The organism is Rhodoferax lacus, assembly GCF_003415675.1.
GTDB classification, from domain to species: Bacteria; Pseudomonadota; Gammaproteobacteria; order Burkholderiales; family Burkholderiaceae_C; genus Allorhodoferax; species Allorhodoferax lacus.
In genome coordinates, this window is record NZ_QFZK01000004.1 from 216,182 (window position 1) to 240,833 (window position 24,652).

15 protein-coding genes are annotated in these 24,652 nt (G+C 63.6%); 13 read left to right on the forward strand and 2 right to left on the reverse strand.

Features of this window, described 5'->3' with window-relative positions; translation table 11 throughout:
- The first annotated feature begins 52 nt into the window (after positions 1-52).
- From DIC66_RS09090 to DIC66_RS09150, 13 genes are all read left to right on the forward strand, one after another.
- Positions 53-2,323, forward strand: coding sequence for a PBP1A family penicillin-binding protein (locus DIC66_RS09090; RefSeq protein WP_338052485.1), 2,271 nt, complete (start codon positions 53-55; stop codon positions 2,321-2,323).
- 129 nt (positions 2,324-2,452) lie between these two features.
- Positions 2,453-3,685 carry an HD-GYP domain-containing protein gene (locus DIC66_RS09095; protein ID WP_147321278.1) on the forward strand — a complete coding sequence of 411 codons (1,233 nt, stop codon included), beginning with the start codon at positions 2,453-2,455 and terminating at the stop codon, positions 3,683-3,685.
- A 36-nt stretch (positions 3,686-3,721) separates the two neighbouring features.
- Positions 3,722-5,662, forward strand: a complete 1,941-nt coding sequence (locus DIC66_RS09100; protein ID WP_117176299.1) for a type IV pili methyl-accepting chemotaxis transducer N-terminal domain-containing protein — start codon at positions 3,722-3,724, stop codon at positions 5,660-5,662.
- Positions 5,663-5,684: 22 nt separating this feature from the next.
- Entirely contained in the window at positions 5,685-6,386 is a 702-nt protein-coding gene (locus DIC66_RS09105) for a LuxR C-terminal-related transcriptional regulator (protein ID WP_117176301.1), read from the forward strand.
- Positions 6,387-6,510: 124 nt separating this feature from the next.
- Positions 6,511-7,632 (forward strand): protein adenylyltransferase Fic, encoded by a 1,122-nt coding sequence (gene fic, locus DIC66_RS09110; protein ID WP_117176303.1) that lies wholly within the window; start codon positions 6,511-6,513, stop codon positions 7,630-7,632.
- Between the two features lie 252 nt (positions 7,633-7,884).
- On the forward strand, positions 7,885-9,153 hold the full coding sequence (locus tag DIC66_RS09115; RefSeq protein WP_117176305.1) for an MFS transporter: 1,269 nt from the start codon (positions 7,885-7,887) through the stop codon (positions 9,151-9,153).
- A 21-nt stretch (positions 9,154-9,174) separates the two neighbouring features.
- Positions 9,175-10,821, forward strand: coding sequence for an MFS transporter (locus tag DIC66_RS09120; protein WP_117176307.1), 1,647 nt, complete (start codon positions 9,175-9,177; stop codon positions 10,819-10,821).
- A 427-nt stretch (positions 10,822-11,248) separates the two neighbouring features.
- The gene (locus tag DIC66_RS09125) at positions 11,249-15,055 is read left to right on the forward strand and encodes a nitrate reductase subunit alpha (RefSeq protein WP_117176309.1); all 3,807 of its coding nucleotides are present in this window, start codon (positions 11,249-11,251) and stop codon (positions 15,053-15,055) included.
- Between the two features lie 12 nt (positions 15,056-15,067).
- Positions 15,068-16,600 carry a nitrate reductase subunit beta gene (narH, locus tag DIC66_RS09130; protein WP_117176311.1) on the forward strand — a complete coding sequence of 511 codons (1,533 nt, stop codon included), beginning with the start codon at positions 15,068-15,070 and terminating at the stop codon, positions 16,598-16,600.
- Between the two features lie 12 nt (positions 16,601-16,612).
- Positions 16,613-17,350: a nitrate reductase molybdenum cofactor assembly chaperone gene (gene narJ, locus DIC66_RS09135; RefSeq protein WP_117176312.1), complete on the forward strand. Its 738-nt coding sequence runs from the start codon at positions 16,613-16,615 to the stop codon at positions 17,348-17,350.
- On the forward strand, positions 17,347-18,072 hold the full coding sequence (narI, locus tag DIC66_RS09140) for a respiratory nitrate reductase subunit gamma (protein WP_117176314.1): 726 nt from the start codon (positions 17,347-17,349) through the stop codon (positions 18,070-18,072). Before narJ ends, narI begins: the two co-directional genes overlap by 4 nt.
- Positions 18,073-18,094: 22 nt before the next feature.
- Positions 18,095-18,943 (forward strand): peptidylprolyl isomerase, encoded by an 849-nt coding sequence (locus DIC66_RS09145; protein WP_117176316.1) that lies wholly within the window; start codon positions 18,095-18,097, stop codon positions 18,941-18,943.
- Between the two features lie 7 nt (positions 18,944-18,950).
- Positions 18,951-19,355: a ribonucleotide reductase subunit alpha gene (locus DIC66_RS09150; protein WP_117176318.1), complete on the forward strand. Its 405-nt coding sequence runs from the start codon at positions 18,951-18,953 to the stop codon at positions 19,353-19,355.
- A gap of 44 nt (positions 19,356-19,399) precedes the next feature.
- Here the strand turns inward: DIC66_RS09150 and DIC66_RS09155 are convergent, their stop codons facing one another.
- Together DIC66_RS09155 and DIC66_RS09160 are read right to left on the reverse strand one after the other, a co-directional pair.
- Entirely contained in the window at positions 19,400-23,356 is a 3,957-nt protein-coding gene (locus DIC66_RS09155) for a response regulator (protein WP_158558881.1), read from the reverse strand.
- A gap of 40 nt (positions 23,357-23,396) precedes the next feature.
- Positions 23,397-24,611, reverse strand: a complete 1,215-nt coding sequence (locus DIC66_RS09160) for a multidrug effflux MFS transporter (RefSeq protein ID WP_117176321.1) — start codon at positions 24,609-24,611, stop codon at positions 23,397-23,399.
- Between the last annotated feature and the right edge of the window lie 41 nt (positions 24,612-24,652).

The window sequence follows — 24,652 nt, forward strand, 5'->3', positions numbered from 1 at the left end:
CTGTACTGCGCCCCACCGCGCCAACCACGCAGCTCCAGCGCCGCGCCCCATCTTGAATTTTTCATTCACCCTGTTCCTCACGCGCCTGCTCTGCTTGTGGGCCCTGTGTGCCATGGGCGCCGGCAGCGCCTTGGCCGCCACACCGCTGGACCTGCCCAACCTGGACGCGCTGGTGGACTACCGGCCCAAAATTCCCCTGCGCGTGTACAGCAGCGAGGGTGTGCTGATTGGCGAGTTTGGCCAGGAGCGGCGCGAGTTCATTGCCATCAAGGACATCCCTCTCATCCAAAAGCAGGCGCTGCTGGCGATTGAGGATTCGCGGTTTTACGAGCACGGCGGCGTGGACTTCAAGGGCGTGGCGCGCGCCGTGATTGCCGACCTCACCGGCGGCCTCAAACAAGGGGCTTCGACCATCACCATGCAGGTGGCGCGCGACTTCTTTCTCACCAAGGACAAATTGTTCTCACGCAAGCTCACCGAGGTCATGCTGGCTTACAAGATCGAGCGCACGCTCACCAAGGACCAGATCCTGGAGCTCTACATGAACCAGGTCTACCTGGGCCAGCGCGCCTATGGCTTCAGCAGCGCGGCGCGCATCTACTTTGGCAAATCGCTCAAGGACGTGACGATTGCCCAGGCCGCCATGCTGGCCGGCCTGCCGCAGGCGCCCAGCACCGTCAACCCGGTGGCCAACCCCAAGCGCGCCCAGGCGCGCCAGCGCCTGGTCTTGAAGCGCATGCGCGACCTGGGCTATATCACCGAGGCCCAGCAAAAGGCCGCGCAGGTGGAGGACCTGCATGTGCGCATGGAGGGGCAAAGCTACAGCGCCCACGCCCAGTTTGTTGCCGAGATGGTGCGCCAGGCCATGGTGGCCCAGTTCAAGGACGAGGCCTATACACGCGGCATCAGTGTTACCACCACCATCGTCAACGCCGAGCAGGAGGCCGCTTATGACGCAGTGCGCCGCAACGTGCTGGCCTACGACCAGCGCCACGGCTACCGCGGCGCCGAGGCCAGCATCACGCTGCCCGCTGAAGGCGTGGAGCGCCAGAAGCTGATCGAGGCCACGCTGGCCCAGCACCCGCCCAGCGACAAGATGCTGGCGGCCGTGGCTACCGCGGTCACGCCGCAAAGCCTGCGCGCCCAGTTGTCCAATGGCGACGAAGTGGTGCTGGCTGCCGACGGCCTGCGCCGGGCGTCTGCCGCCCTCTCACCCAAGGCTCCGGCCGCGCTCAAGCTCAAACCCGGCTCGGTGATCCGTGTGCAGCAGGACAGCAAGGGCCGCTGGGCCATCACCCAGATACCCAATGTGGGCGCGGCGTTTGTGGCCCTGAACAACCAGACCGGTGCCTACCGCGCGCTGGTGGGCGGCTTTGACTTTGGCAGCAGCCAGTTCAACCATGTCACACAGGCCTGGCGCCAGCCCGGCTCGGCCATGAAGCCCTTCATCTACTCGGCCGCGCTCGAGAAAGGTTTTGGGCCGGGCAGCCAGATCAATGACGCGCCGCTCACCCTCAGTGGTGCCGAGACCGGCGGCCAGCCCTGGACGCCCCAGAACGACGACGATGTGTACGAAGGCCCCATCACCCTGCGCCATGCCCTGGCCATGTCCAAAAACGTGGCGGCCGTGCGCCTGCTGCGCGCCATCACGCCGCAGTATGCGCACGACTTCCTGCCGCGCTTCGGCCTGGACCCTGCCAAACATCCGCTGAACTACACGCTGGCCCTGGGCACCGGCTCGGTTACGCCGCTGCAGATGGCAGGTGCCTATTCGGTGTTTGCCAATGGCGGCTTCCAGATCGCGCCCTACCTGATCCAGAAGGTGGTGGATGCGCGTGGCGCCATGCTGTTTGAGGCCAAGCCCGCAGCCTTGGCGCAGGAGAGCGACCGCGTGCTCGACGCGCGCAATGCCTTTGTCACCACCAGCATGCTGCATGAGGTGACGGTGAGTGGCACCGCCGCCTCCACGCAAAAGCTGGGCCGCCCCGACCTGGCCGGCAAGACCGGCACCAGCAGCGAGGCCTTTGACGGCTGGTTTGCCGGTTTCAGTGGCGCCACCACGGCCGTAGCCTGGATGGGTTATGACGAGCCGCAGTCTTTGGGTGGGCGCGAGTTTGGCGCCACCCTGGCCCTGCCCATCTGGAGCGACTTCATGGCTACGGCCCTCAAGGGCAAACCGGTCTACCAGATGCCGCAGCCCGCCGGGGTCTCGCAGGTGGGCGGTGACTGGGTGTATGACGAATTCCAGGGCCCGGCTGCCGCACCGGCGGTGGATCTGGACCTGCTGCAGCGTCTCAAGGACATGTTTGGCGTCAAACCGTAGGGCCGAACCCCTCGCGCCTGCGCCCCTGTGGGCATAATAGTCAACCGTGGAGTAAATGTGCTCTGCAGGAGACAATACTGATCAAGCCATGCCACATGCTTTGACCATCAAAACAAAGAGCGATTTTTCATGGATCTGATTGAAGTTCGTAAAAATCTATTGATGCTGGGCATGTCGCTGAACTTCACGTTGCGCGACGAATCAGGCTCTATCCTGTTGGCCAAAGGGCATCGGATTGAGACCACGCAGCAGCTCGAAGGCCTGCGCAGCCGACACAAGATCTTTGTCGAGATCGATGAGTCCGAAGAAGGCATACGCGCAATGATGGAGGGCATCACCACGCTCAACAACATCGGTGCCCCGATCAAGGATTTCTCCAAGCACCTCAAACTCAACCTGGGTGATTCAGATGACAAGCTCACCGGCAGCCTGTCCGAACGCTGGGGTGAGGTCGAAAGCAAGCTGGCCGGCCTGTTGGCCAGCGTCAGCACCACCGCCGACTTCGAGAAAAAAATCCGCCTGCTGGACAAGCACATCCAGTCCCTGCTGGCAGAGAACAAATCGGCTTCGCAGTTTTTGCTGTTCAACCGCGCGGTCACGCATTTCAATGGCTACAGCGTCATGCATTCCCTGCTGTGCGCGAGCCTGGTGCACCTGCTGGCACCTTTTTTCAACCTGACGGAAGAGCAGCGCGGCAGCCTGGTCTGTGCGGCGCTGACCATGAACGTGGCCATGACGCGCCTGCAGGACATTCTGGCGGCGCAAAAGTCCGAGCCCAATCCCGCCCAGCGCAGCGAGATTGACAGCCACACCACCGTGGGCAAGCAAATCCTGCAGGCGGCCAAGGTGTCCGACGACAGGTGGCTGGAGCTGGTGGAGCGCCACCATGCGCATCTGCACGGACCCGAATCCCTGGCCGATTGGGAGCCTGTGCCGCGCATGACCAAGATCCTGCAGACGGTGGACCGCTACACCGCCGGCATGAGCCCGCGCAAATCACGCTCGGGCCGTACGGCGCGCGAGTCGGTGCTCAGCGTGGTGGTGAAGGCGGGGGCCAGCAAACACGATGAGGTGGGCACCGCGCTGGTCCGCATTCTGGGGGTCAGCCCACCGGGCACCTATGTCAAGCTGGTCAATGGTGAAACCGCCGTAGTGATCCGCCGTGGCATCAAGCCCGGCGAGCCCCTGGTGGCCGCCGTGCTCAACCGCAACGACGAACCCATTGCCGAGCCCCGCCTGCACGACACCTCGCGCGAGAAGCTGCTGGTCAAGCACACCCTGGTGGCCAGCGAGGTCCGGGTCAGCATCAAGATCGATGCCATGCTGCGGCTGATTCCCAAGCAGGACGCAACCGCGCTCTAGCGGCCGCCAGATACAGGCGGCTGGCGCTTAAAGCCCATGGCCCTGCAAAAGCGCTACTCCCTCTCCACCAAACTGGTCTCCATCGGTTCGGTGCTGCTGTGCGTGGCGCTGGTGTCCATTGGCCTGACCCTGTGGGTTACCTGGCAGCTCGAAGGGGGCGCTGCCGCGGTGAACGAGGCCGGACGCATGCGCATGCAGATCTGGCGCCTCAACAGCACCGCGCAGTCCACCCATTCAGAGCAGGCCGTGGCCGATCTGGTGCTGGAGTTTGACCACAGCCTGGCACTCCTCAAGGCGGGCGACCCGGGCCGCCCCCTCTTCATGCCGCTGGACGAGGAGGTGACAGCGCGCTTCGAGCAGGTGCAGGCACTCTGGCTGGCGCACCGCGGTATCTGGCAGGGCCGGGCGCCGCCGGAGGTGAAGCAGTCGCTGGCGGCCACCTCAGAGACCGTGGCGGCGGTGGATGGCCTGGTCACTTCCATCGAGCAGCAGCTGTCCCGGCGCACGGCCATTCTGAACCTGTCCCAGTTCGTGATGATGGCCCTGGCCATAGCGGGAGCGGTCATCATGCTGTACACGGGCTATCTGTATGTGATCAACCCGCTGGGCCAACTGCAGCAAGCCTTGCGTAGCATCCAGTCCGGCAATTTCACGGCGCGCGTGGAGGTGGACACGGACGACGAGTTCGGCCAGGTGGCCCGCGGCTTCAATGGCATGGCCTCGGAGCTGCAGACCCTGTACGCCGGGCTGGAGGCACAGGTGCAGGTCAAGACGCAGCACATCGAGGCGCAGCGTGCGCGCCTGGAGTCGCTGTATGAAATCAGCGCCTTCTCGGCCTCTGCGGCCAGCATTGAGGAGCTGTCGCGCGGCTTTGCCCAGCGCGTGCGTGCGGTGGTGCATGCCGATGCGGTGGCGGTGCGCTGGTCGGACGACGCCAACCAGCGCTACCTGATGCTGGCCTCGGACTGCTTCCCGCAGGAGATGCTGGAGGCCGAGCGCAGCCTGCTGGCCGGGGCCTGCGCCTGCGGCAGCCTCTTGCCCGATGCCCGTACGCGGGTGATACCCATTCTGGAACATGCCGCCTCCCCCATGCGCGCCTGCGCGCGGGCTGGCTACGAGAGCCTGGTGAGCGTACCGGTGCGGCTGCAGCAACGCGTGCTGGGCGAGATTGACCTGTTTTTTCGCAGCAGCGTGCAGCTCAGCTCCGAAGAAAAAGACCTGCTCGATGCCCTGGCCAGCCACCTGGCCAGCGGCCTGGAGAGCCTGCGTGCCGCAGCCCTGGAGCGCGAGGCGGCCGTGGGTGAGGAGCGCGCCCTCCTGGCGCGCGAGCTGCATGACTCGATAGCCCAGTCGCTGGCCTTCCTCAAGATCCAGGTGCAGCTATTGCGCCACGCCTCGCAAAAAGCCCAGCCCGAGAATGTGCAGACCGCGCTGGACGAGCTGGATGCCGGCCTGCGCGAAAGCATCAACGATGTGCGCGAACTGCTGGTGCACTTTCGCACCCGCACCAACACCGTGGACATCGAAGCCGCGCTGCAGGAGACGCTGCAGAAGTTCAAGCACCAGACCGGCCTGCTCACCCACTTCCAGGTGAGCGGCCAGGGCCTGCCCCTGCCGGCCGATGTGCAGGTGCAGGTGCTGCATGTGGTGCAGGAAGCCCTGTCCAATGTGCGCAAGCACGCCCAGGCCACGCAGGTGGTGCTGGAGGTTGCCAAGGGCGAGGGCTGGCGCTTCACCGTGCGGGACGATGGCCGCGGCTTCCAATCGGACATGCCCGATCGCCAAAGCACCCATGTGGGCCTGAAGATCATGCAGGAGCGCGCGGCGCGCATAGGTGCTGTGGTGCAGCTGCAGTCTGAGTTGGGGCAGGGCACAACCATGGTGTTGACCCTGCCCGCGCACCCGGTATCGGGCGCCAGCGTGGGCGGCATGCACCTGGATGCCCAGGCGCTGGCAGCCCTGGAGCGCCGCGTCTAGCGCTGCGTCCACAATACCGGCCATGAAACCCATTCCCCTGCTGGTGGTTGATGACCACACCCTGTTCCGCCGCGGCCTGATCGCGCTGCTCTTGCAAGACGGCCGCTTCAGCCTGGCTGGCCAGGCCGGTGACATGGGCGAGGCGCTGCGCTGCTGCACTGGCGTGCAGCCCGAGGTGATCCTGCTGGACAACCACCTGCCCGGCGTGCGCGGCATCGAGGGCATCCCCGCCCTCAAAGACGCCTACCCGGGCGCGCGCATCCTGATGCTGACGGTGAGCGAAAACGAAGACGACCTGGCCGCCGCCATGCTGGCCGGGGCCGACGGCTACCTGCTCAAGACGGTGGAGACCGAGCAGCTGTGCGACTCGATCGAGAAAGTGCTGGCCGGGGAGTGCGTCATCAGTCCGGACATGATGACCAAGTTCGTGACGGCCTTTCGCGCCAAGGCGCCGGTTCAGGAAGCTGCTGCCGATGCAAACGCCCAAGCCCCTGCGGGTCAGGCGGTGCCCAGCGCAGACGATGCCGCCCTGGCGTCCCTGTCAGTGCGCGAGCGCGAGATCCTGGGCCTGATTGCGCGCGGCGACAGCAACAAGCTCATCGCCCGCGAACTCGACATCGCCGAGACCACCGTCAAGGTGCATGTGCAGCACATCTTCCGCAAGCTCAAGCTGAGCTCGCGGGTGCAGGTGGCGGTGTTTGCGGCGGCGCGGGGGTTGGGGTAGCGCTGCGCTCCTGGCACGTGCTTTAATATGTCGATGAAATAAGAAAATGTAGACACGTTATTTGCACATGTCGATGGCATCGACAGGTGTTGGCTTCATGTTTTAAAAAGCAGAAAACATCGACATGACTGATTCCCCACCCCTTTGGCGAGCCGACAAACCCTGGAACCAACTGCCTCCGCTGCCGCCTGCGGCAGACTTGGAGACCAAGGCCGTGCTCAAGCAATGCATCACGGCCCGCGCTGCGCTGGCCGAACTCAAGCAGGCGGCAGAGCTGATTCCAAACCAGACGATGCTGATCAACACCATTCCCCTGCTGGAAGCCAAAGACAGCTCGGAAATCGAAAACATCGTCACTACCGCCGACCAGCTGTTTCAGTACGCCCAGGGTGGCGACAACCTGGCCAACGCCGCCACCAAAGAGGCACTGCGCTACCGCACCGCGCTGTACGCAGGCTACCAGTCCTTAGCCGCACGCCCGCTGTGCACGGCCACCGCCGTGGAAGTCTGCCGCACCATCAAGGCGGCCGACCTGGACATCCGCCGCACCCCTGGTGCCCAGCTCATCAACGACCGCACGGGCGAGGTTATCTACACCCCACCCGAGGGCGAAGCCTGCCTGCGCGACCTGCTTGCCAACTGGGAGCGCTTTTTGCACAACCAGACCGGGTTGGACCCCTTGATCCGCATGGCCGTGGGCCACTATCAGTTTGAGGCCATTCACCCCTTTGCCGACGGCAACGGCCGCACGGGCCGGGTGCTCAACATCCTGTTTCTGATTCAGGCCGAGCTGCTGACACTGCCCATCCTCTACCTCAGCCGCCACATCATTGCCTACAAGGCCGACTACTACCGCCTGCTGCTGGACACCACCCGCACCGGCAACCTGGAGCCTTGGGTCATCTTCATGCTGCAGGCCGTGGAAGAAACTGCCAAGTGGACAACGGGCAAGATTGCCGCCATCCGCACGCTGGCCGAACACACCACCGCCCATGTGCGTGCGCGCCTGCCCAAGATCTACACCCGCGAACTGGTGGACGTGGTCTTTGAGCAGCCCTATTGCCGCATTGGCAACCTGGTCGAGAAGAACATTGCCCAGCGCCAATCGGCCTCCCGCTATCTGAAAGAACTGGTCGCCAATGGCGTATTGCGCGAAGTGCAAGCGGGCAAAGAAAAGCTCTTCATTCACCCCAAACTCTTGCAGTTGTTGAGCAGAGACGACAACACATTCACACCCTACGCTTGAAGAGAACATGGTGCATGAGAGCGCCAACATCCAGCACCTAACGCGCTGCGGGCAGCGGCCCCTGCAACCCCGCAACACCCCCCACCCGCCTTGCGCCAGATCAACCCCAGGCCACTCGCTGTTCCCTCTACTACTTTGGAACTAGTCCGCCTGTAGCGCCCTAGTTCTTTTTAGCGCTGCCAGGCCTTCCTCGGCAGGATGTTCAGAGCGGGCCGCAAGCCCGAAAGTCATGGCTGTCCCCAAGGAGAGCACATGGCGTCTGATATCCACAATCCCAAACAGGCCTGGTCGGTCCTGATCGTCAGCACACTGGCGTTTACCGTCTGCTTCATGGTGTGGATGATGTTTGGCGTCATCGGCATCCCGATCAAGAAGCTGCTGGACCTCAACGCCACGCAGTTCGGCCTCTTGATGGCCACACCGGTGCTCACCGGTTCGCTGATCCGCGTGCCGCTCGGCATCTGGACCGACCGCTTTGGCGGGCGCATCGTCATGGCCACGCTGATGGCTGTCACCGTGCCGGCCATCTGGCTCATGGGCTATGCCACGGCCTACTGGCACTTTCTGGTGATCGGCCTGTTTGTGGGCCTGGCCGGTGGCTCGTTCTCGGTGGGAACACCCTACGTCGCGCGCTGGTTTCCCAAGAGCAAGCAGGGCACGGCCATGGGCATTTACGGCGCGGGCAACTCGGGCTCGGCCGTCAACAAATTCATCGCGCCGGTGATTCTGGTGGCCTTTGGCTGGACCGTGGTGCCCCAGGTGTATGCCGCCATCATGGCCTGCACGGTGGTGGTGTTCTGGCTGTTCAGCCACAGCGACCCGGCCCACCTGGTGCCCAATACGCAGAGCTTCTCCGCCCAGCTCAAGGCGCTCAAAGACCCCAAGGTGATCAAGTACTGCCAGTACTACAGCATTGTGTTTGGCGGCTATGTGGCCCTGGCCCTGTGGATGGTGCAGTACTACGTGGGCGAGTTCGGTTTGGACATCCGCGTGGCCGCGCTGCTGGCAGCCTGCTTCTCCTTGCCCGGTGGCGTGCTGCGCGCCGTGGGCGGCGTGCTCTCCGACAAATACGGCGCGCACAGCGTGACCTGGTGGGTGCTGTGGGTGAGTTGGGTGTGCCTGTTTTTGCTGTCGTACCCGCAGACTGATTTTTCTGTCATGACGGTCAGCGGCCCGCAGACCTTTCACATCGGCTTGAACGTCTACGTCTTCACCGCCCTGATGTTCATCCTGGGCATTGCGTTTGCCTTCGGCAAGGCCAGCGTCTTCAAGTACATCAGCGACGACTACGGCCACAACATCGGCGCCATCAGCGGCATCGTCGGCCTGGCCGGTGGTCTGGGCGGATTTGTTTTGCCGATTTTGTTTGGCGCCTTGATGGATCTCACGGGCATTCGTTCCAGCGCCTTCATGCTGATGTACGGCGTGGTCTGGGTGTCGCTGATCTGGATGTACTGGACCGAGGTGCGCCGGGGCGAGGTCATGGGGCGAAATGACCGTTCGCTGCAGCCGCAGATCTGATTTTTTCTCCGAAGGACTCTTATGACCACCCACACCCTGAACGGTCGCGGCGCCACCAGCGACGCCGACATTGCCGACTGGCGCCCGGAAGATGAAACCTTCTGGCAGAACACCGGCAAGAAGATTGCCTACCGCAACCTGTGGATTTCCATTCCGGCCCTGCTGTGCGGCTTTGCCGTGTGGGGCATGTGGGGAATCATCACGGTGCAGATGCTCAACCTGGGCTTCCCGTTCACCAAGGACGAGCTCTTTACGCTGACGGCCATTGCAGGCATATCGGGTGCCACCATGCGCATTCCGGCCTCCTTCCTGATCCGCATGGCCGGTGGGCGCAACACCATCTTCCTGACCACGGCCATGCTGCTGGCGCCGGCCATTGGCACCGGCATGGCGCTGCAGCACCCCGAGTGGCCGCTGTGGGTGTTTCAGCTGATGGCGCTGTGGTCGGGCGTGGGGGGCGGCAACTTTGCCAGCTCCATGTCCAACATTTCCACGTTCTTCCCCAAGAAGCTGCAGGGCACGGCGCTGGGCCTGAACGCTGGCCTGGGCAACTTTGGCGTGACCACCATGCAGATCGTGATTCCGCTGGTGATGACGCTGGGCCTGTTTGGCGCCTTGGGCGGCGAGGCCAAGGTCCTGGTGAAAGACAGCGGCTGGATCTTCGGCAAGATTGCCGCAGGCACGCCCACCTACATCCAGAACGCCGGTTTTGCCTGGGTGCTGTCGCTGGTGCCGCTGTCCATTCTGTGCTGGTGGGGCATGAACAACCTCAAGACCGTGTCGCCCGCCACCGGCAACCCGGTGGTGGCCTTCGCCAAGATCACCTACCTGTACTCGCTGGCCTTTGTTCCCTCCATTGCCATGCTCTACCTGTACCTGCCGGCGCCCACCGGCTTGGGGCTGCTCAACATGTGGGTGGCCATCCCGCTGGACATTCTGGCGGCTGTGCTGATGATGCGCCTGGCCGCCTTTGGCGCGATGAAGGAGAACGTGCAAAAGCAGTTTGCCATCTTCAGCAACAAGCACACCTGGACGATGACGGCGCTGTATGTGGTGACCTTCGGCAGCTTTATCGGCTTCTCCATGGCACTGCCCCTGGCCATCACGGTGATCTTTGGTTTTCAGCATATTCCGGATGCGGCTGGCATCCTGCAGCACACCCTGAAAAATCCCAACGCGCCGTCGGCCCTCACCTACGCCTGGATGGGCCCCTTTGTGGGTGCGGCCGTGCGCCCGTTGGGTGGTTGGATCTCTGACAAGGTGGGCGGCTCCATCGTCACGCAGATGATCTCGGCGGTGATGGTGCTTGCGTCAGCTGCAGTGGGCTATGTGATGTTGCAGGCCTACGGCTCGGCCACGCCGGAGCAGTACTTCCCGATGTTCATGGGTTTGTTCATCGTGCTGTTTGCTGCCAGCGGCATTGGCAACGGCTCGACCTTTCGCAGCGTGGGCTTCATCTTTGACCGCCAGCAAGCGGGGCCCGTGTTGGGCTGGACCTCTGCTGTTGCAGCCTACGGCGCCTTTATTGCCCCTGTGCTCATTGGGCAGCAGATCAAGGCCGGTACGCCGCAGTTTGCGTTCTATGGGTTTTCTGTTTTCTATGCGCTGTGTCTGGTGTTGAACTGGTGGTTTTATCTGCGCGCCGGTTCGGAGATCAAGAACCCATGAAGTCACTTTTTGTCACTGTGTTGCACAGGGGTCGGGGGGGCGCGGTCACTTCACGCCTCTGCTTCTTCGGGCCTCAGGCCGACGTGGCACTCCGTTCCTTCCGTGTCCCCCGGCCTTCGGCCTCCTCCTTTACCTACAGGAACGAAGCGCCACACCGTCCTGAGTCCGCCAGCGTTGTTGGCACGCAGAGGGCAAGCAGTCCGAAGGCAACCAGCGTTGTTGGCACGCAAAGGGAGTCCATGCATTCAGCCATTGCGTACCAACACTCCTCGCAGCCGAGGGCAGTGGGGTGGGTGTTTCCGGTAGGTAAAGGAGGAGCCCGAAGGGCGGGGGACACGGACGGAAATATCCACCCCGCTGACCTCGGCCCCCACACAAGCAGCCAAACAAACATGACCAAGCAAACGCATTTCACCTGGAGCAAACCATGAGCCATTTTCTGGACCGCCTGAGCCACTTCTCGGCCCCCAAGGAAAGCTTTTCCGACGGCCACGGCGTGACCACCGCGGAAGACCGTACCTGGGAAGACGCCTACCGCGACCGCTGGGCCCACGACAAAATCGTGCGCAGCACCCACGGCGTCAATTGCACGGGCTCGTGCTCGTGGAAAATCTATGTGAAGGGCGGCATCGTCACCTGGGAAACCCAGCAGACCGACTACCCCCGCACCCGGCCCGACCTGCCCAACCACGAGCCACGCGGCTGCGCCCGCGGTGCCTCGTATTCGTGGTACCTGTACAGCGCCAACCGCGTCAAATACCCCATGATCCGCGCCCGCTTGCTCACGCATTGGCGCGCCGCGCTGGCCGTGGCCAAGAGCCCGGTGGATGCCTGGGCCGCGATTGTGGAAAACGCCGACGCGCGCACTGAGTGGACCCGGCAGCGCGGCTTGGGCGGCTTTGTGCGCAGCACCTGGGAAGAGATCAACCAGCTCATTGCCAGCGCCAACGTCTACACCGCCAAAAAGTATGGCCCGGACCGCGTGATCGGCTTCTCGCCTATCCCCGCCATGAGTATGGTCAGCTACGCCGCAGGCAGCCGCTACCTGAGCCTGATAGGCGGCGTATGCATGAGCTTTTACGACTGGTATTGCGACTTGCCCCCAGCCTCTCCCCAGGTGTGGGGTGAGCAGACCGACGTGCCCGAATCGGCCGACTGGTACAACTCCACCTTCATCATCGCCTGGGGCTCCAACGTGCCCCAGACCCGCACGCCCGACGCCCACTTCTTCACCGAGGTGCGCTACAAGGGCGCCAAGACCGTGGCCATCACGCCCGACTATGCCGAGATCAGCAAGCTGGCCGATCTGTGGATGCACCCCAAGCAAGGCACCGATGCAGCCGTGGCCATGGCCATGGGCCACGTGATCCTCAAAGAGTTCTACTTCGAGAAGCGCTCCGCGTATTTCGATGACTACGTGCGCCGCTATACCGACATGCCGAATCTGGTGCAGCTGGAGGAACGCAAGCTGCCCGACGGCCGCACGGTGCTGGTGCCCGGCGCCTACCTGCGCGCCAGCGACTTCAATGGCAAGCTGGGCCAGGCCAACAACCCCGAGTGGAAAACACTGGCCATAGACACCAGCGACAAGATCGTGGTGCCCAATGGCAGCATTGGTTTTCGCTGGGGTGCGGAAGACCGCACCGACGTGGGCAAGTGGAACCTGGAAGACAAGGAAGCGCGCCATGACGGTGACGTCAAACTCAAGCTGAGTCTGATGGAAGCGTCTGACGGCGGAGTGGCTGCCGACTATGACGTGGGCGATGTGGGCTTCCCGTACTTCGGCGGCATCCGCACACCCAACTTCAGCGCCAACCAGCAGGACGCTGCGGTGGACGACATCCTGGTGCGCAAGGTGCCGGTGCGTCGCATCAAACTGGGCAAGGCCGGTGAAGAGCGCTATGCACTCGTTGCCACCGTGTTCGATCTGACGGTGGCCAACTACGGTGTCTCGCGTGGTCTGCCTGGAGAAAACGCCGCCCTCAACTATGACGAAGACACACCGTACACCCCCGCCTGGCAAGAGAAGATCACCGGCGTCAAGCGCGACCAGATCATTGCTGTTGCGCGTCAGTTTGCCGACAACGCCGACAAGACCAAAGGCAAGTCCATGGTCATCATCGGCGCTGCCATGAACCACTGGTACCACAGCGACATGAACTACCGCGGCATCATCAACATGCTGATGATGTGCGGCTGCATAGGCCAAAGCGGCGGCGGCTGGGCCCACTATGTGGGGCAGGAAAAATTGCGCCCACAGACCGGCTGGACCGCGCTGGCCTTTGCCCTGGACTGGGTGCGCCCACCCCGGCAGATGAACAGCACCAGCTTCTTCTACGCCCACACCGACCAGTGGCGCTACGAAAAGCTGGGTGTGGAAGAAATCCTCTCGCCCCTGGCCGACAAATCCAAATACGGCGGCAGCCTGATTGACTACAACGTGCGCGCCGAGCGCATGGGCTGGCTGCCCAGTGCGCCGCAGCTGCAGACCAACTCCTTCCAGGTTGTGAAGGACGCCACCGCCGCGGGCATGGACCCCAAAGACTACGTGGTGAAGTCGCTCAAGGACGGTTCGCTGAAGATGAGCTGCGAGGACCCGGACCACCCGCAAAACTGGCCGCGCAATATGTTTGTGTGGCGCAGTAACCTGCTGGGATCGAGCGGCAAGGGCCATGAATATTTCATGAAGCATTTGCTTGGCACCACCCACGGCGTGCAGGGCAAGGACCTGGGTGTGGACGATGCCAAGCCGGCCGAGGTGGTCTGGCACAAGGACGCACCCGAAGGCAAGCTGGACCTGCTGGTCACGCTGGACTTCCGCATGAGCACCACCTGCCTGTACTCCGACATCGTGCTGCCCACTGCCACCTGGTACGAGAAGAACGACCTCAACACCAGCGACATGCACCCCTTCATCCACCCGCTCTCCACCGCGGTGGACCCGGCCTGGCAAAGCAAGTCGGACTGGGAAATCTACAAGGGCTTTGCCGAGGCCTACAGCAAGGTGTGTGTAGGCCACCTGGGTGTGGAAAAAGAAGTGGTGCTCACGCCCCTGATGCACGACACGCCAGCCGAGCTGGCCCAGCCCTTTGGTGTGAGTGACTGGAAGCGCGGTGAATGCGAACTCATCCCCGGCAAGACCGGCCCCAGCATCGCCGTGGTGGAGCGCGACTACCCCAATGTGTTCAAGCGTTTCACAGCCCTGGGGCCCCTCATGGAGAAGGCCGGCAACGGCGGCAAGGGCATTGGCTGGGACACCAAGACCGAGGTCAAGCAACTCGCTGAATTGAATGGCCGGGTGCATGCCGAAGGCGTGACCAAAGGCATGGCAAAAATAGAAAGCGATATCGACGCCTGCGAGGTGGTGTTGCAACTCGCCCCCGAGACCAACGGCCATGTGGCCGTCAAGGCCTGGGAGGCACTGAGCAAAATCACCGGGCGCGACCACACCCACCTGGCCATCCACCGCGAAGACGAAAAGATCCGCTTCCGCGACATCCAGGCCCAGCCGCGCAAGATTATTTCTTCGCCCACGTGGAGCGGCATCGAGAGTGAAACCGTGAGCTACAACGCCGGCTACACCAATGTGCATGAGCTGATCCCATGGCGCACCCTGACCGGACGTCAGCACTTCTACCTGGACCACCCCTGGATGATCGCCTTTGGCGAGGGGCTGACCAGCTACAGGCCCCCCGTGGACCTGAAGGCCGTGACCGGCATCATGGACCGCAAGCCCAATGGCAACAAGGAAATCTCCTTGAACTTCATCACGCCGCACCAGAAGTGGGGCATCCACAGCACGTACACCGACAACCTGATGATGCTCACGCTCAACCGCGGTGGCCCGGTGATCTGGCTGAGCGAAGACGACGCCCGAGCGGCTGGCATTGTGGACAACGACTGGGTCGAGCTGTTCAACATCAACGGCGCCATTGCGGCCCGTGCGGTGGTGAGCCAGCGCGTCAAGGTGGGCATGGTGATGATGTACCACGCGCAGGAAAAAATCATCAACACCCCCGGTGCCGAAATCACCGGCACACGCGGCGGCATCCACAACTCGGTGACCCGCATCGTGACCAAGCCCACCCACATGATTGGCGGCTACGCGCAGTTCAGCTACGGCTTCAACTACTACGGAACTATCGGCACCAACCGCGATGAGTTTGTGGTGGTGCGCAAGATGCGCAAGATCGATTGGCTCGACGGTGAAGCCCCCGCAACGGTTCAGGCCTGAGGAGAATACAAAATGAAAATACGCGCCCAAATCGCCATGGTGCTCAACCTGGACAAGTGCATTGGTTGCCACACCTGTTCGGTCACCTGCAAGAACGTCTGGACCAGTCGCCCTGGCATGGAGTACGCCTGGTTCAACAACGTGGAAACCAAGCCCGGCATCGGCTACCCCAAGGAGTGGGAAAACCAGGACAAGTGGAACGGTGGCTGGATTCGCAAAGCCGACGGCTCGATTGAGCCGCGTCAGGGCGGCAAGTGGAAGCTGCTCATGCGCATCTTCTCCAACCCCAACCTGCCGCAGATCGACGACTACTACGAGCCCTACACCTTCGACTACGACCACCTGCAGTCCGCACCCGAGACCAAGCACGCGCCGACAGCACGCCCACGCAGCCTGATCACGGGCAAGCGCATGGAGAAGATCGAGTGGGGCCCCAACTGGGAAGAGATCCTGGGCGGCGAATTCTCCAAGCGCAGCAAGGACGCCAACCTGGCCAACTTCGACCAGGTGCAAAAAGACATGGTGGGCCAGTTCGAAAACACCTTCATGATGTACCTGCCGCGCCTGTGCGAGCACTGCCTGAACCCGGCCTGCGTGGCAAGCTGCCCCAGCGGCTCTATTTACAAACGCGAAGACGACGGCATTGTGCTGATCGACCAGGACAAGTGCCGCGGCTGGCGCATGTGCGTCTCTGGCTGCCCCTACAAGAAGATTTACTACAACTGGAAAAGCGGCAAGGCCGAGAAGTGCATCTTCTGCTACCCGCGCATCGAAGCCGGGCAACCCACGGTGTGCAGCGAGACCTGCGTGGGCCGCATCCGCTACCTGGGCGTGGTGCTGTATGACGCAGACCGCATTGCCGAAGCCGCCAGTGTGAAGGATGAGAAAGACCTGTACCAGGCGCAGCTGGACATCTTCCTCAACCCCAATGACCCGGCCGTGATTGCCCAGGCCCGCAAGGACGGCATTCCCGAGGCCTGGCTGATCGGTGCGCGCAACAGCCCGGTCTACAAGATGGCGGTGGATTGGAAAGTGGCCCTGCCCCTGCACCCCGAGTACCGCACGCTGCCCATGGTCTGGTATGTGCCGCCCTTGTCGCCCATCACCAGTGCCGCCAACGCCGGCCACATCGGCATCAATGGCGAGATCCCAGACATTGCCCAGATGCGCATCCCCGTGCAGTACCTGGCCAATCTGCTCACTGCCGGTGACACCGCCCCCGTGGTGCGCGCCCTGGAACGCATGCTGGCCATGCGCGCCTTCCAGCGCAGCAAGCATGTGGACCAGGAGCAAAACCTGGCCGTGCTGGAGCAGGTGGGCCTGACCGTGGCCCAGGTGGAAGAGATGTACCAGATCATGGCGATTGCCAATTACGAAGACCGCTTCGTGATCCCCACCAGCCACCGCGAATACGCCGAGAACACCTTTGACCTGCGCGGCGGCTGCGGCTTCTCGTTTGGCAATGGCTGCTCGGATGGCGAGTCAGAGACCAGCCTGTTCGGCGGCACCAAGCCCCGCACCATTCCTATCAAGTCCTACGTCTAAGGAAAGCACGCCATGAAACCCAACCGATACTCCCTGCGTGCACTGGCCGCCTTTCTGGGCTATCCCGATGCCGAATTGCGCGCGCATTTGCCCGAGCTGATGCAGGCCATAGACACCGAGGCCGTCATCCCCGTGGCACGCCGCGCCGAACTGCACAGCCTGGCGGTGCAGCTCAGGGGGCTGGACCCGATGGAGGTGGAAGCGCGCTACGTGGAAACATTCGACCGCGGCCGCGCCACCTCGCTGCATATGTTCGAGCACATCCACGGCGACTCGCGCGACCGCGGCCCGGCCATGGTGGACCTGGTGCAGACCTACGAAAAGGCCGGTCTGTTCCTGGCCCCCGAAGAGCTGCCCGACCACTTGTGCGTGGTGCTGGAGTTTGCTTCCACGCAACCGCCCAAACTGGCGGCTGATTTTCTGGGTGAGATGGCCCACATCCTGAGCGCTGTGTTCAGCGCGCTGCTGCAACGCGGCAGCCCCTATGCCGCTGCCGTGGCCGCTGTGTTGGAGCTGGCGGGCCAGAAGGTGCAGGCCGTTCCCATCGTCGCGGACGAGGCCATGGACGACGTCTGGCAGGAACCCGAGGCCTTTGATGGCTGCAGTACCAAGGGCCAGTCCAAGCCGGGCGAGGCCCAGCCCATCCACATCGTGCGCAAGACGGCCGCGCCTGCCGCTGCAACGGCGTCCCCAGCCACGCCCGCATCCGTTTTTGCCAAGGGGAACAACACCCAAGGAGCCCGCATATGACTTACCTGGACAACTTCCTGTTCGGCATCTACCCCTACATCTGCCTGGGCATTTTTCTGCTCGGCAGCCTGATCCGCTTTGACCGCGACCAGTACACCTGGAAGAGCGACTCTTCGGAGCTGCTGCGCCGTGGCCAGCTGCGCTGGGGCAGCAACCTGTTCCATGTGGGCGTGCTGTTTCTGCTGGGTGGCCACACCGTGGGCATGCTCACGCCGCACTTTATTTACGAGCCCTTGATCAGCGCTGGCCACAAGCAGCTGCTGGCCATGGTTTCGGGTGGGCTGTTTGGCGTGCTGGGTTTTATCGGCGTGAGCATCCTGCTGCACCGCCGCCTGGGTGACGAGCGTATCCGCATCAACTCCAAGCCCAGCGACATCCTGCTGCTGGTCTTGCTGTGGCTGCAACTGGCCCTGGGCCTGGCCACTATTCCGCTCTCAGCCCAGCACCTGGACGGCAGCATGATGATCAAGCTGGCAGAGTGGGCCCAGCACATCGTCACCTTCCGCGCCGGTGCACCCGAGTTGCTGAATGAGGCGGGCCTGGTCTTCAAGCTGCACATGTTCCTGGGCATGAGCATCTTCCTGGTCTTCCCCTTCACGCGGCTGGTGCATGTGTGGAGCGGCTTTGGCACCCTGGCCTATGTGATTCGCCCCTACCAGATGGTGCGCAGCCGCAAGCTCGGGCTGGTGGAACGCGAGCCGCTGAGCCGCACCGCACGCTGAAACTTCTTTGAAAAGACACACCATGACAACAACACCCACAGCAAGCCACGGTTGCGGCGGCGGCAGCTGCGGCTGCAGCTCCAAGGCCACCCCCGAGCCCCAAGCGATCGCCATGGTCAACGGCATTGCCCTGCATGCGCCCGAGCAGCGCCCCGATGAGGAAACCCTGCGCGAGCTGGCCTACACCGAGTTGCTGCGCCAGCAGGCCGTCAAGGCCGGTCTGTTGCCGCGCAAGGGCGTGCTGGCCGCACCCGAGCTTGATGAGGCAGAACGCAAAGTGATCGAGACCATGGTGGACGGCGCAGTGCAGGTGCCCAAGCCCACGGATGAAGAATGCCAGCGCTACTTCGATGCCCGCAAATCCCAGTACACCGTGGGCCAGGCCGTGCACCTGCGCCACATTCTGTTTGCGGTGACACAGGGCGTGAATGTGCAGGCCCTCACCGTGCATGCCGAAAAGGCCCTGATCAGCCTCCTGGGCAAGAACGCGCCGCTGGACCTGTTTGGCAAGCTGGCAGGTGAGCTCTCCAACTGCCCCACCAGCACCCAGGGCGGTGACCTGGGTTGGGTGGGGCCGCAGGACTGCGCGCCCGAGCTGGCCCGGGAACTCTTCTTCCAGACCGAGGTCGGTGTGGGCCTGGGGGTGCAGCCGCGCCTGATCCACAGCCGCTTTGGCTTTCACATCATCGACGTGCTGGAGCGCCGCGAAGGCACCACCCCCGGCTTTGAGGCGGTGCGTGAACGCGTGGCCGCGCAGCTGGCCATGCAGTCGCGCGCCAAGGCGCTGCACCAGTACATGAGCCTGCTGGTGGGGCAGGCGCAGGTGGAAGGTGTTGCGCTGGACGCGGCCGATTCACCGCTGGTGCAGTAGAACCACCATGAACATAGAAAACTTTGCCGATCTCTTGCAGGCCGCGCGCACGCAAGCCCTGCCACAGCGCCTGCTGCTGGTGTTTGCCAGTGTGGAGTTGCCGGAAGACGCCAGCCCCGCGCAACGCGCAGGGTTCGAAGCCGGGCAGGGCGGCGCGCTGGTGCCCGCGCTGTGTGTGGACAAAAGCCCTTACGAGGTGCCCTCCTTTGAAGCCCTGGCGCAAGAGGCCACACAGCTCATACCGGACTGGCGCTTTGTGGTGGCCGCCGCCATGTCAGCCGACCCGCAGAACGCCGCCAGCCAGGCCGAAGTGGATGCCTGCCTGCAAGCCATGGTGCAAGCCATCAAGCGCGGCGACATGGACCGCTACCTGGTGTTTGATCGCAAGGGTTTGCCGCTGGTGTTGCAGTAGGTTGGGGCACGCCACCAGCGCCAGGCACGACCAGGGTCAGGCCTTCAGGCCAGTGCCAGCCTGTCGTCACACAGCACGCACACCGCTTGCAGGTCCAGGTCCTGCAACGCGGCTTCCAGTGTGTCGACAAAATCGTCCGGCAGGGCGCTCAGGGCCAGGCGCGATTCGGCAAAGCATTGCAGGACTTCGAAATCATCGGCGGCGGCCAGTGCGCTGATCTGTTGCAGGGCCTGCCGGGCTGCCTGCGGGAGGGTGCTGTCGCTGGCACTTGCCTTGGGGCTTGGTCCGTCAGGCTCCAGCAGCGCAATGGCCTCGTGCAGGCTGGCCTGCGTGGAGCGGACCTGCGTGCCCAAGGCCTCCAGGCCCAGGACACAGTCGCTCGTTGCAGACGCTGCTTTGCAGGTGGCCTCCAGCACGACGGCCTGCTGCGCCAGCTGCGTGGCACCCAGCGTACCGGCATTGCCCTTGAGCGTGTGCAAGCGCATCAGTGCTGCGGGTCTGTCGCCGGAGGCCAGGTATTGCCCAATCTCCTGGATGACGGTGTCCATGATCCGCACGAAGTCGCGCGCGGTGCGCACATACAGCGACCGCATGCCCGCCATGCGCCCCAGTGCGCCCTGCAGGTCCAGACCGGTCACTTCGGGTAGCGTGTCTGTGGCTGCAGGGGCTGACGGGGTCGCATCCCGCAGGTCATTGGGGGATTGAAATCCGCAGATGCGGACCAGCAGCGAGACCAACTCGCCAATGTCAAAGGGCTTGCCCACGTGTGCGTTCATGCCCGCAGCCAGGCAGGCCTCGCGGTCGGTGGCCAGGGCGTTGGCCGTCATCGCAATGATGGGCAGCTGCGCCAGGCCCAGCTCCTCCCGAATGGCCCGTGTGGCACCGTAGCCATCGAGCACCGGCATCTGCACATCCATCAGCACCACATCAAACTGGGGCGCTGCTGCGGCCACCGCTTCCACGCCCAGCTGTCCATTGGCGGCCAGGGACACGATGGCACCGGCCGCACTCAGCAACTCGTCGGCCACTTGCTGATTGATCAGGTTGTCTTCCACCACCAGAATGCGCATGCCGCTGAGCCTGCGGATGTTGTTGCGCCCGGTGGTCATGTGCCGCAGTCCGGCGTCGCCAGTGCCGGCATCGATCAGGGCGTCCAGCAGCGCGGCGGCCGTCACCGGCTTGACCAGAAAGCCGTTGAGCAGGTCCTGTTCGGCGGCAGTGCGATGGGTCAGTACGTCGCGCCCGTGCGCTGTGACCATGATGATGGTGGGCTGCGCCAGCCCGCGCTCGCGTGCCCACTGCCGGATGTGGTGGGTGGCTTCCCAGCCGTCCATGTCCGGCATTTGCCAGTCCATGTAAATCACCGGATAGGGAAACGCCAGCGGGTTGGCGGCGAAGGCGCTGGCCACCATGTCCAGTGCCAATGGCCCGCTGCTCGCCAGGTCTGCCGGCCAGCCCCAGGAGCGCACCATGCGCAGGGTCAGGGCGCTGCCCAGCGAGTGGTCATCCACCACCAGCACGCGCTGGGGTGCCGGCACCGTGCGGTTCGGTTCCGCAAGGGCCTCGGGTACCCGCTCCACCACCGGCAATTTCAGCACAAAGCTGAAGGTGCTGCCGGTGCCCGGCGTGCTGTGGATGTCAATGCGCCCGCCCATCATTTCCACCAGGCGCTTGCTGATGGCCAGGCCCAGGCCGGTGCCACCAAAGCGGCGCGTGGTGGAACCCTCGGCCTGCGAGAAGCCACTGAAAATATGTGACTGCAGCGCGGGCGCAATGCCAATGCCCGTGTCCTTCACCGCAAATTCGATGGTGGCGGAATGCCTGTCCTGCGCCAGCATGTGCAGCGACAGCACCACCTCGCCCTCGGCGGTGAACTTGATGGCGTTGCCGCACAGGTTGACCAGCACCTGGTGCAGGCGCATGGCGTCGCCCCGCACCAGCGTGGGCAAGCTGGCATCCAGGTCATAGAGCACCTCGATGTCTTTGGCCCCCACATTGGAGGACAGCACCACCGAGAGATTGCGCAGCACCTTGTCCAGCCGGAAGGGCTCGTCCTCCAGCGTCATCTTGCCGGCCTCGGCCTTGGAGAAATCCAGAATGTCGTTCAGCAGCCCGAGCAGGGACTGCGCTGCGCCCTCGGTCTTGCTGGCGTAGTCGCGCTGGCGGGAGGTCAGCTCGGTACTCTGCAACAGGTTGAGCAAACCCAGGATGGCATTCATGGGCGTGCGGATTTCGTGGCTCATATTGGCCAAAAACTGTGCCTTGGAGCGGGCGGCCTCTTCGGCGCGTTGGGTTGCCTGCACCAGACCGGTAATGTCCAGCCGAAAACCCACGGTGTAGCCATTGGGCATCTTGCGGTCCAGCACGCGAATCGAGCGGCCATCTTCGAGATGGGTCACCACTTCGACGTTTCCGGCCTGGTGCGCTGCCACACGTTCGGCCACAAAGGCTTCTTCATGGCCCACGGCATCCTTGTAGATGCCGCGCTGCGCGCCCCAGCGCACCAGATCCTCAAACCGGGTGCCCACCACAATCCAGTCGCGGGTGCTGGCATACAGCTCGTGGTACTTCGCATTGCAATAGACCAGGCGGTCGTCCTCGTCGTACATGACGAAGGCCTCGCCTGCAGCGTCGATGGCCGCGATCATCAAGGCCTGGGTCTGGCGGGCCTCGGCCTCGGCCTTGAAGCGGTCCGAGACATCGCGCGACGCACAGAACAGCACCATACGCCCCTGCAGTTCCTGCGGCAGGATGCTGACCTCCACGTTGAAGGTGGAGCCATCCAGTCTGCGGTGCACGGTCTGCACCAGCTTTTGCTTGCCGGACTGCAGGCTCTCGGACAGGAGGCCCAGCAGCTGTTCCTTGCTCAGACTGTGGTCCCAGTCCTCCACGCCCAGCGTCACATCGGCTGCATATTCCCGGCCCAGCATGCGGAAGAAGGAGTCGTTGGCAAACACCAGTTTGCCCTCCTGGTCCAGCACGTGGATGCCATCGCTGGCGCCGCGCAGCACCGCGGCGCTGCGCTGCTGGGCCATGCGCATGCGCTGGTAGGACTGGTACAGCAGCCAGGTCGCCAGGGCGGTGACCAGCAGGAAGATGGCGTATTGGATGACGGCGTTCTCGGCTTCGGTGCGCCATGCCGCCAGATAGTCGTCCGAGGCCAAACCAGTGACCAGGTGGAAGGGCACCTGCGACAGCCTTCTGTAGGTGCTGGTCCTCTCCACGTTGTCGGAGGTGCGCTTGGTGTGAAAGGTGACGCTCTGCCGGCCTGACTGGATGGCGGCATTGAGCTCCGGCGAAAAGGTCTTGGCGCCGAGCTGCCCGTTGGCTCCGATGATGGCCGGATACCGGGCAATCAGCGCCAGGTTGGAATCTCGCAGCAAGGCAATGCCGGACGGGCCCACGTTGAGCGAGGCCAGCAGGCCATAGAAATACTCCACCGGCATGGAAGCCGAAATGACACCCGCAAACCGGCCATCGGGATGGTTGTAGCGCCGTACAAACGACAGTATCCACTTCTTCGTGACCTTGCCGTAGATCGGGTTGGTGACCACCAGGCCTCGCCCCGGGTCGTTCTTGAGCGCGGCAAAGAAATCCCGGTCTGCCCAACTGGCTTGTGCCTTGGGATCTACGTCCGTGCCAAACACCACAGCGCCTTCGGCATTGGCGGCGCGGATGCCATAGAGGTCCGGCAGGCGCGCCTGGGCTCTTTTGAAGTAGGCATTGACTTCCGTGACACTGAGGCTGCGGTGCTCGCGCAGACGCTCTTCCATGAAATCCTGGGTGGACAGCAGCGTGACGTTGATGCTGTTGACGCTGCCCGAGACGCTCTGGTCCAGCAGCAGGGCCATGTTCTGGGTAGTGGCCACAGCATTGGACTCATAGCCCGCGCGGCTGAGCGACAGTGCGTTGAAGAACCAGATGCCAACCAGCACGTTGACGGCGACAAACCCAAGCAACAGATTGCGGCGTAGGGTGGCAGCGCTGCCGTCAAGGGTCATGTGGAGCATCGGGGACTGGCCACTGACCAGTGATGGAGTTTTACGTGCCTATCTTCTCATTGATTGGCCGGTGCGCCTGCCCCCGGCCCAGCGTCATCAGGGTAATCACCAGCGTCAACACCGCAGCCCCGGCAACCCCCGCCAGCATGGGCCGCGCCGTGCCGTCCACAAACACGCCGACGATGGCCATGACGGCCGCACCCGTCATGAACTGCAGCGTGCCCATCAGGGCCGAGGCGGTGCCGGCGATCTCGCCATGCGCGTCCAGCGCCAGCACGGCCGATGACGGCATGACCAGGCCCAGGCAGCCGTAGCCCACAAAGAGCAGGGCCAGCATGGGCCACATGCCGTCCACACCGCTGATGTTGAGCAGCAGGGCCGCCACCATGGCCGCGGCAAAGCCGGCCACGCCGCCCCCGACCAGGCGCGCCATGCCAAAGCGCTGGACCAGGCGCCCGGTGAGCTGCGACATGCCGATGAACGAGATTGCGTTGGCCGCAAAGGCGTAGCTGTATTGCCGTGTGCTCAGGCCGTAATGGTCTATCAGCACAAAGGAGGAGTTGGCCAGGTAGGCAAAGAAGGCCGAGATGCCAAAGCCGCCTATCAGCACCAGGCCCATGAAGTGGGCATCACGCAGCAGCAGCCAGTAGCCGGCCAGGGCGCTCCCGGCGGTGCTGCCCTGGCGCTGTTCTGCCGTGCGGGTTTCGGGCAGGCTGGTAGCCAGCAACACGATGGCCAGGGCGGCGGCCACGGTCACGGCCCAGAACACGGCGCGCCAGTCGCTCCACTCGATCAGGAAGCTGCCAGCCAGCGGCGCCAGAATGGGCGAGACGCTGAACACCAGGGTGAGCAGCGCCATCAGGCGCGCGGCCTCGGCCCCGGTGTGCAGGTCGCGCACCACGGCGCGCGGGATCACCATGCCGGCACACGCCCCCAGGCCCTGCACAAAGCGCCACACCACCAGGGTGTCGATGTCCGGGGCCAGCGCGCAGCCCACGCTGCCCACGGCAAACACCAAGAGGCCAAAGGTTAGCGGCCGCTTGCGCCCCAGCATGTCAGAGGCCGGGCCATAGACCATCTGCCCCAGGCCCAGCGACAGGAAGAACGCCATCAGGCTGGCCTGCACGGCGCTGGCCGATGCGCCCAGGCTGCTGCCAATGGAGGGCAGGGCGGGCAGGTACATGTCGATGGCAAACGGGCCTATGGCCTGCAGCAGCCCCAGGACCAGGGCGATTCGGAAAAAGTGGGTTGGCATAGTGCGGTGGTAAAGACAGGGGGCTGATTATCGGTGGTGCG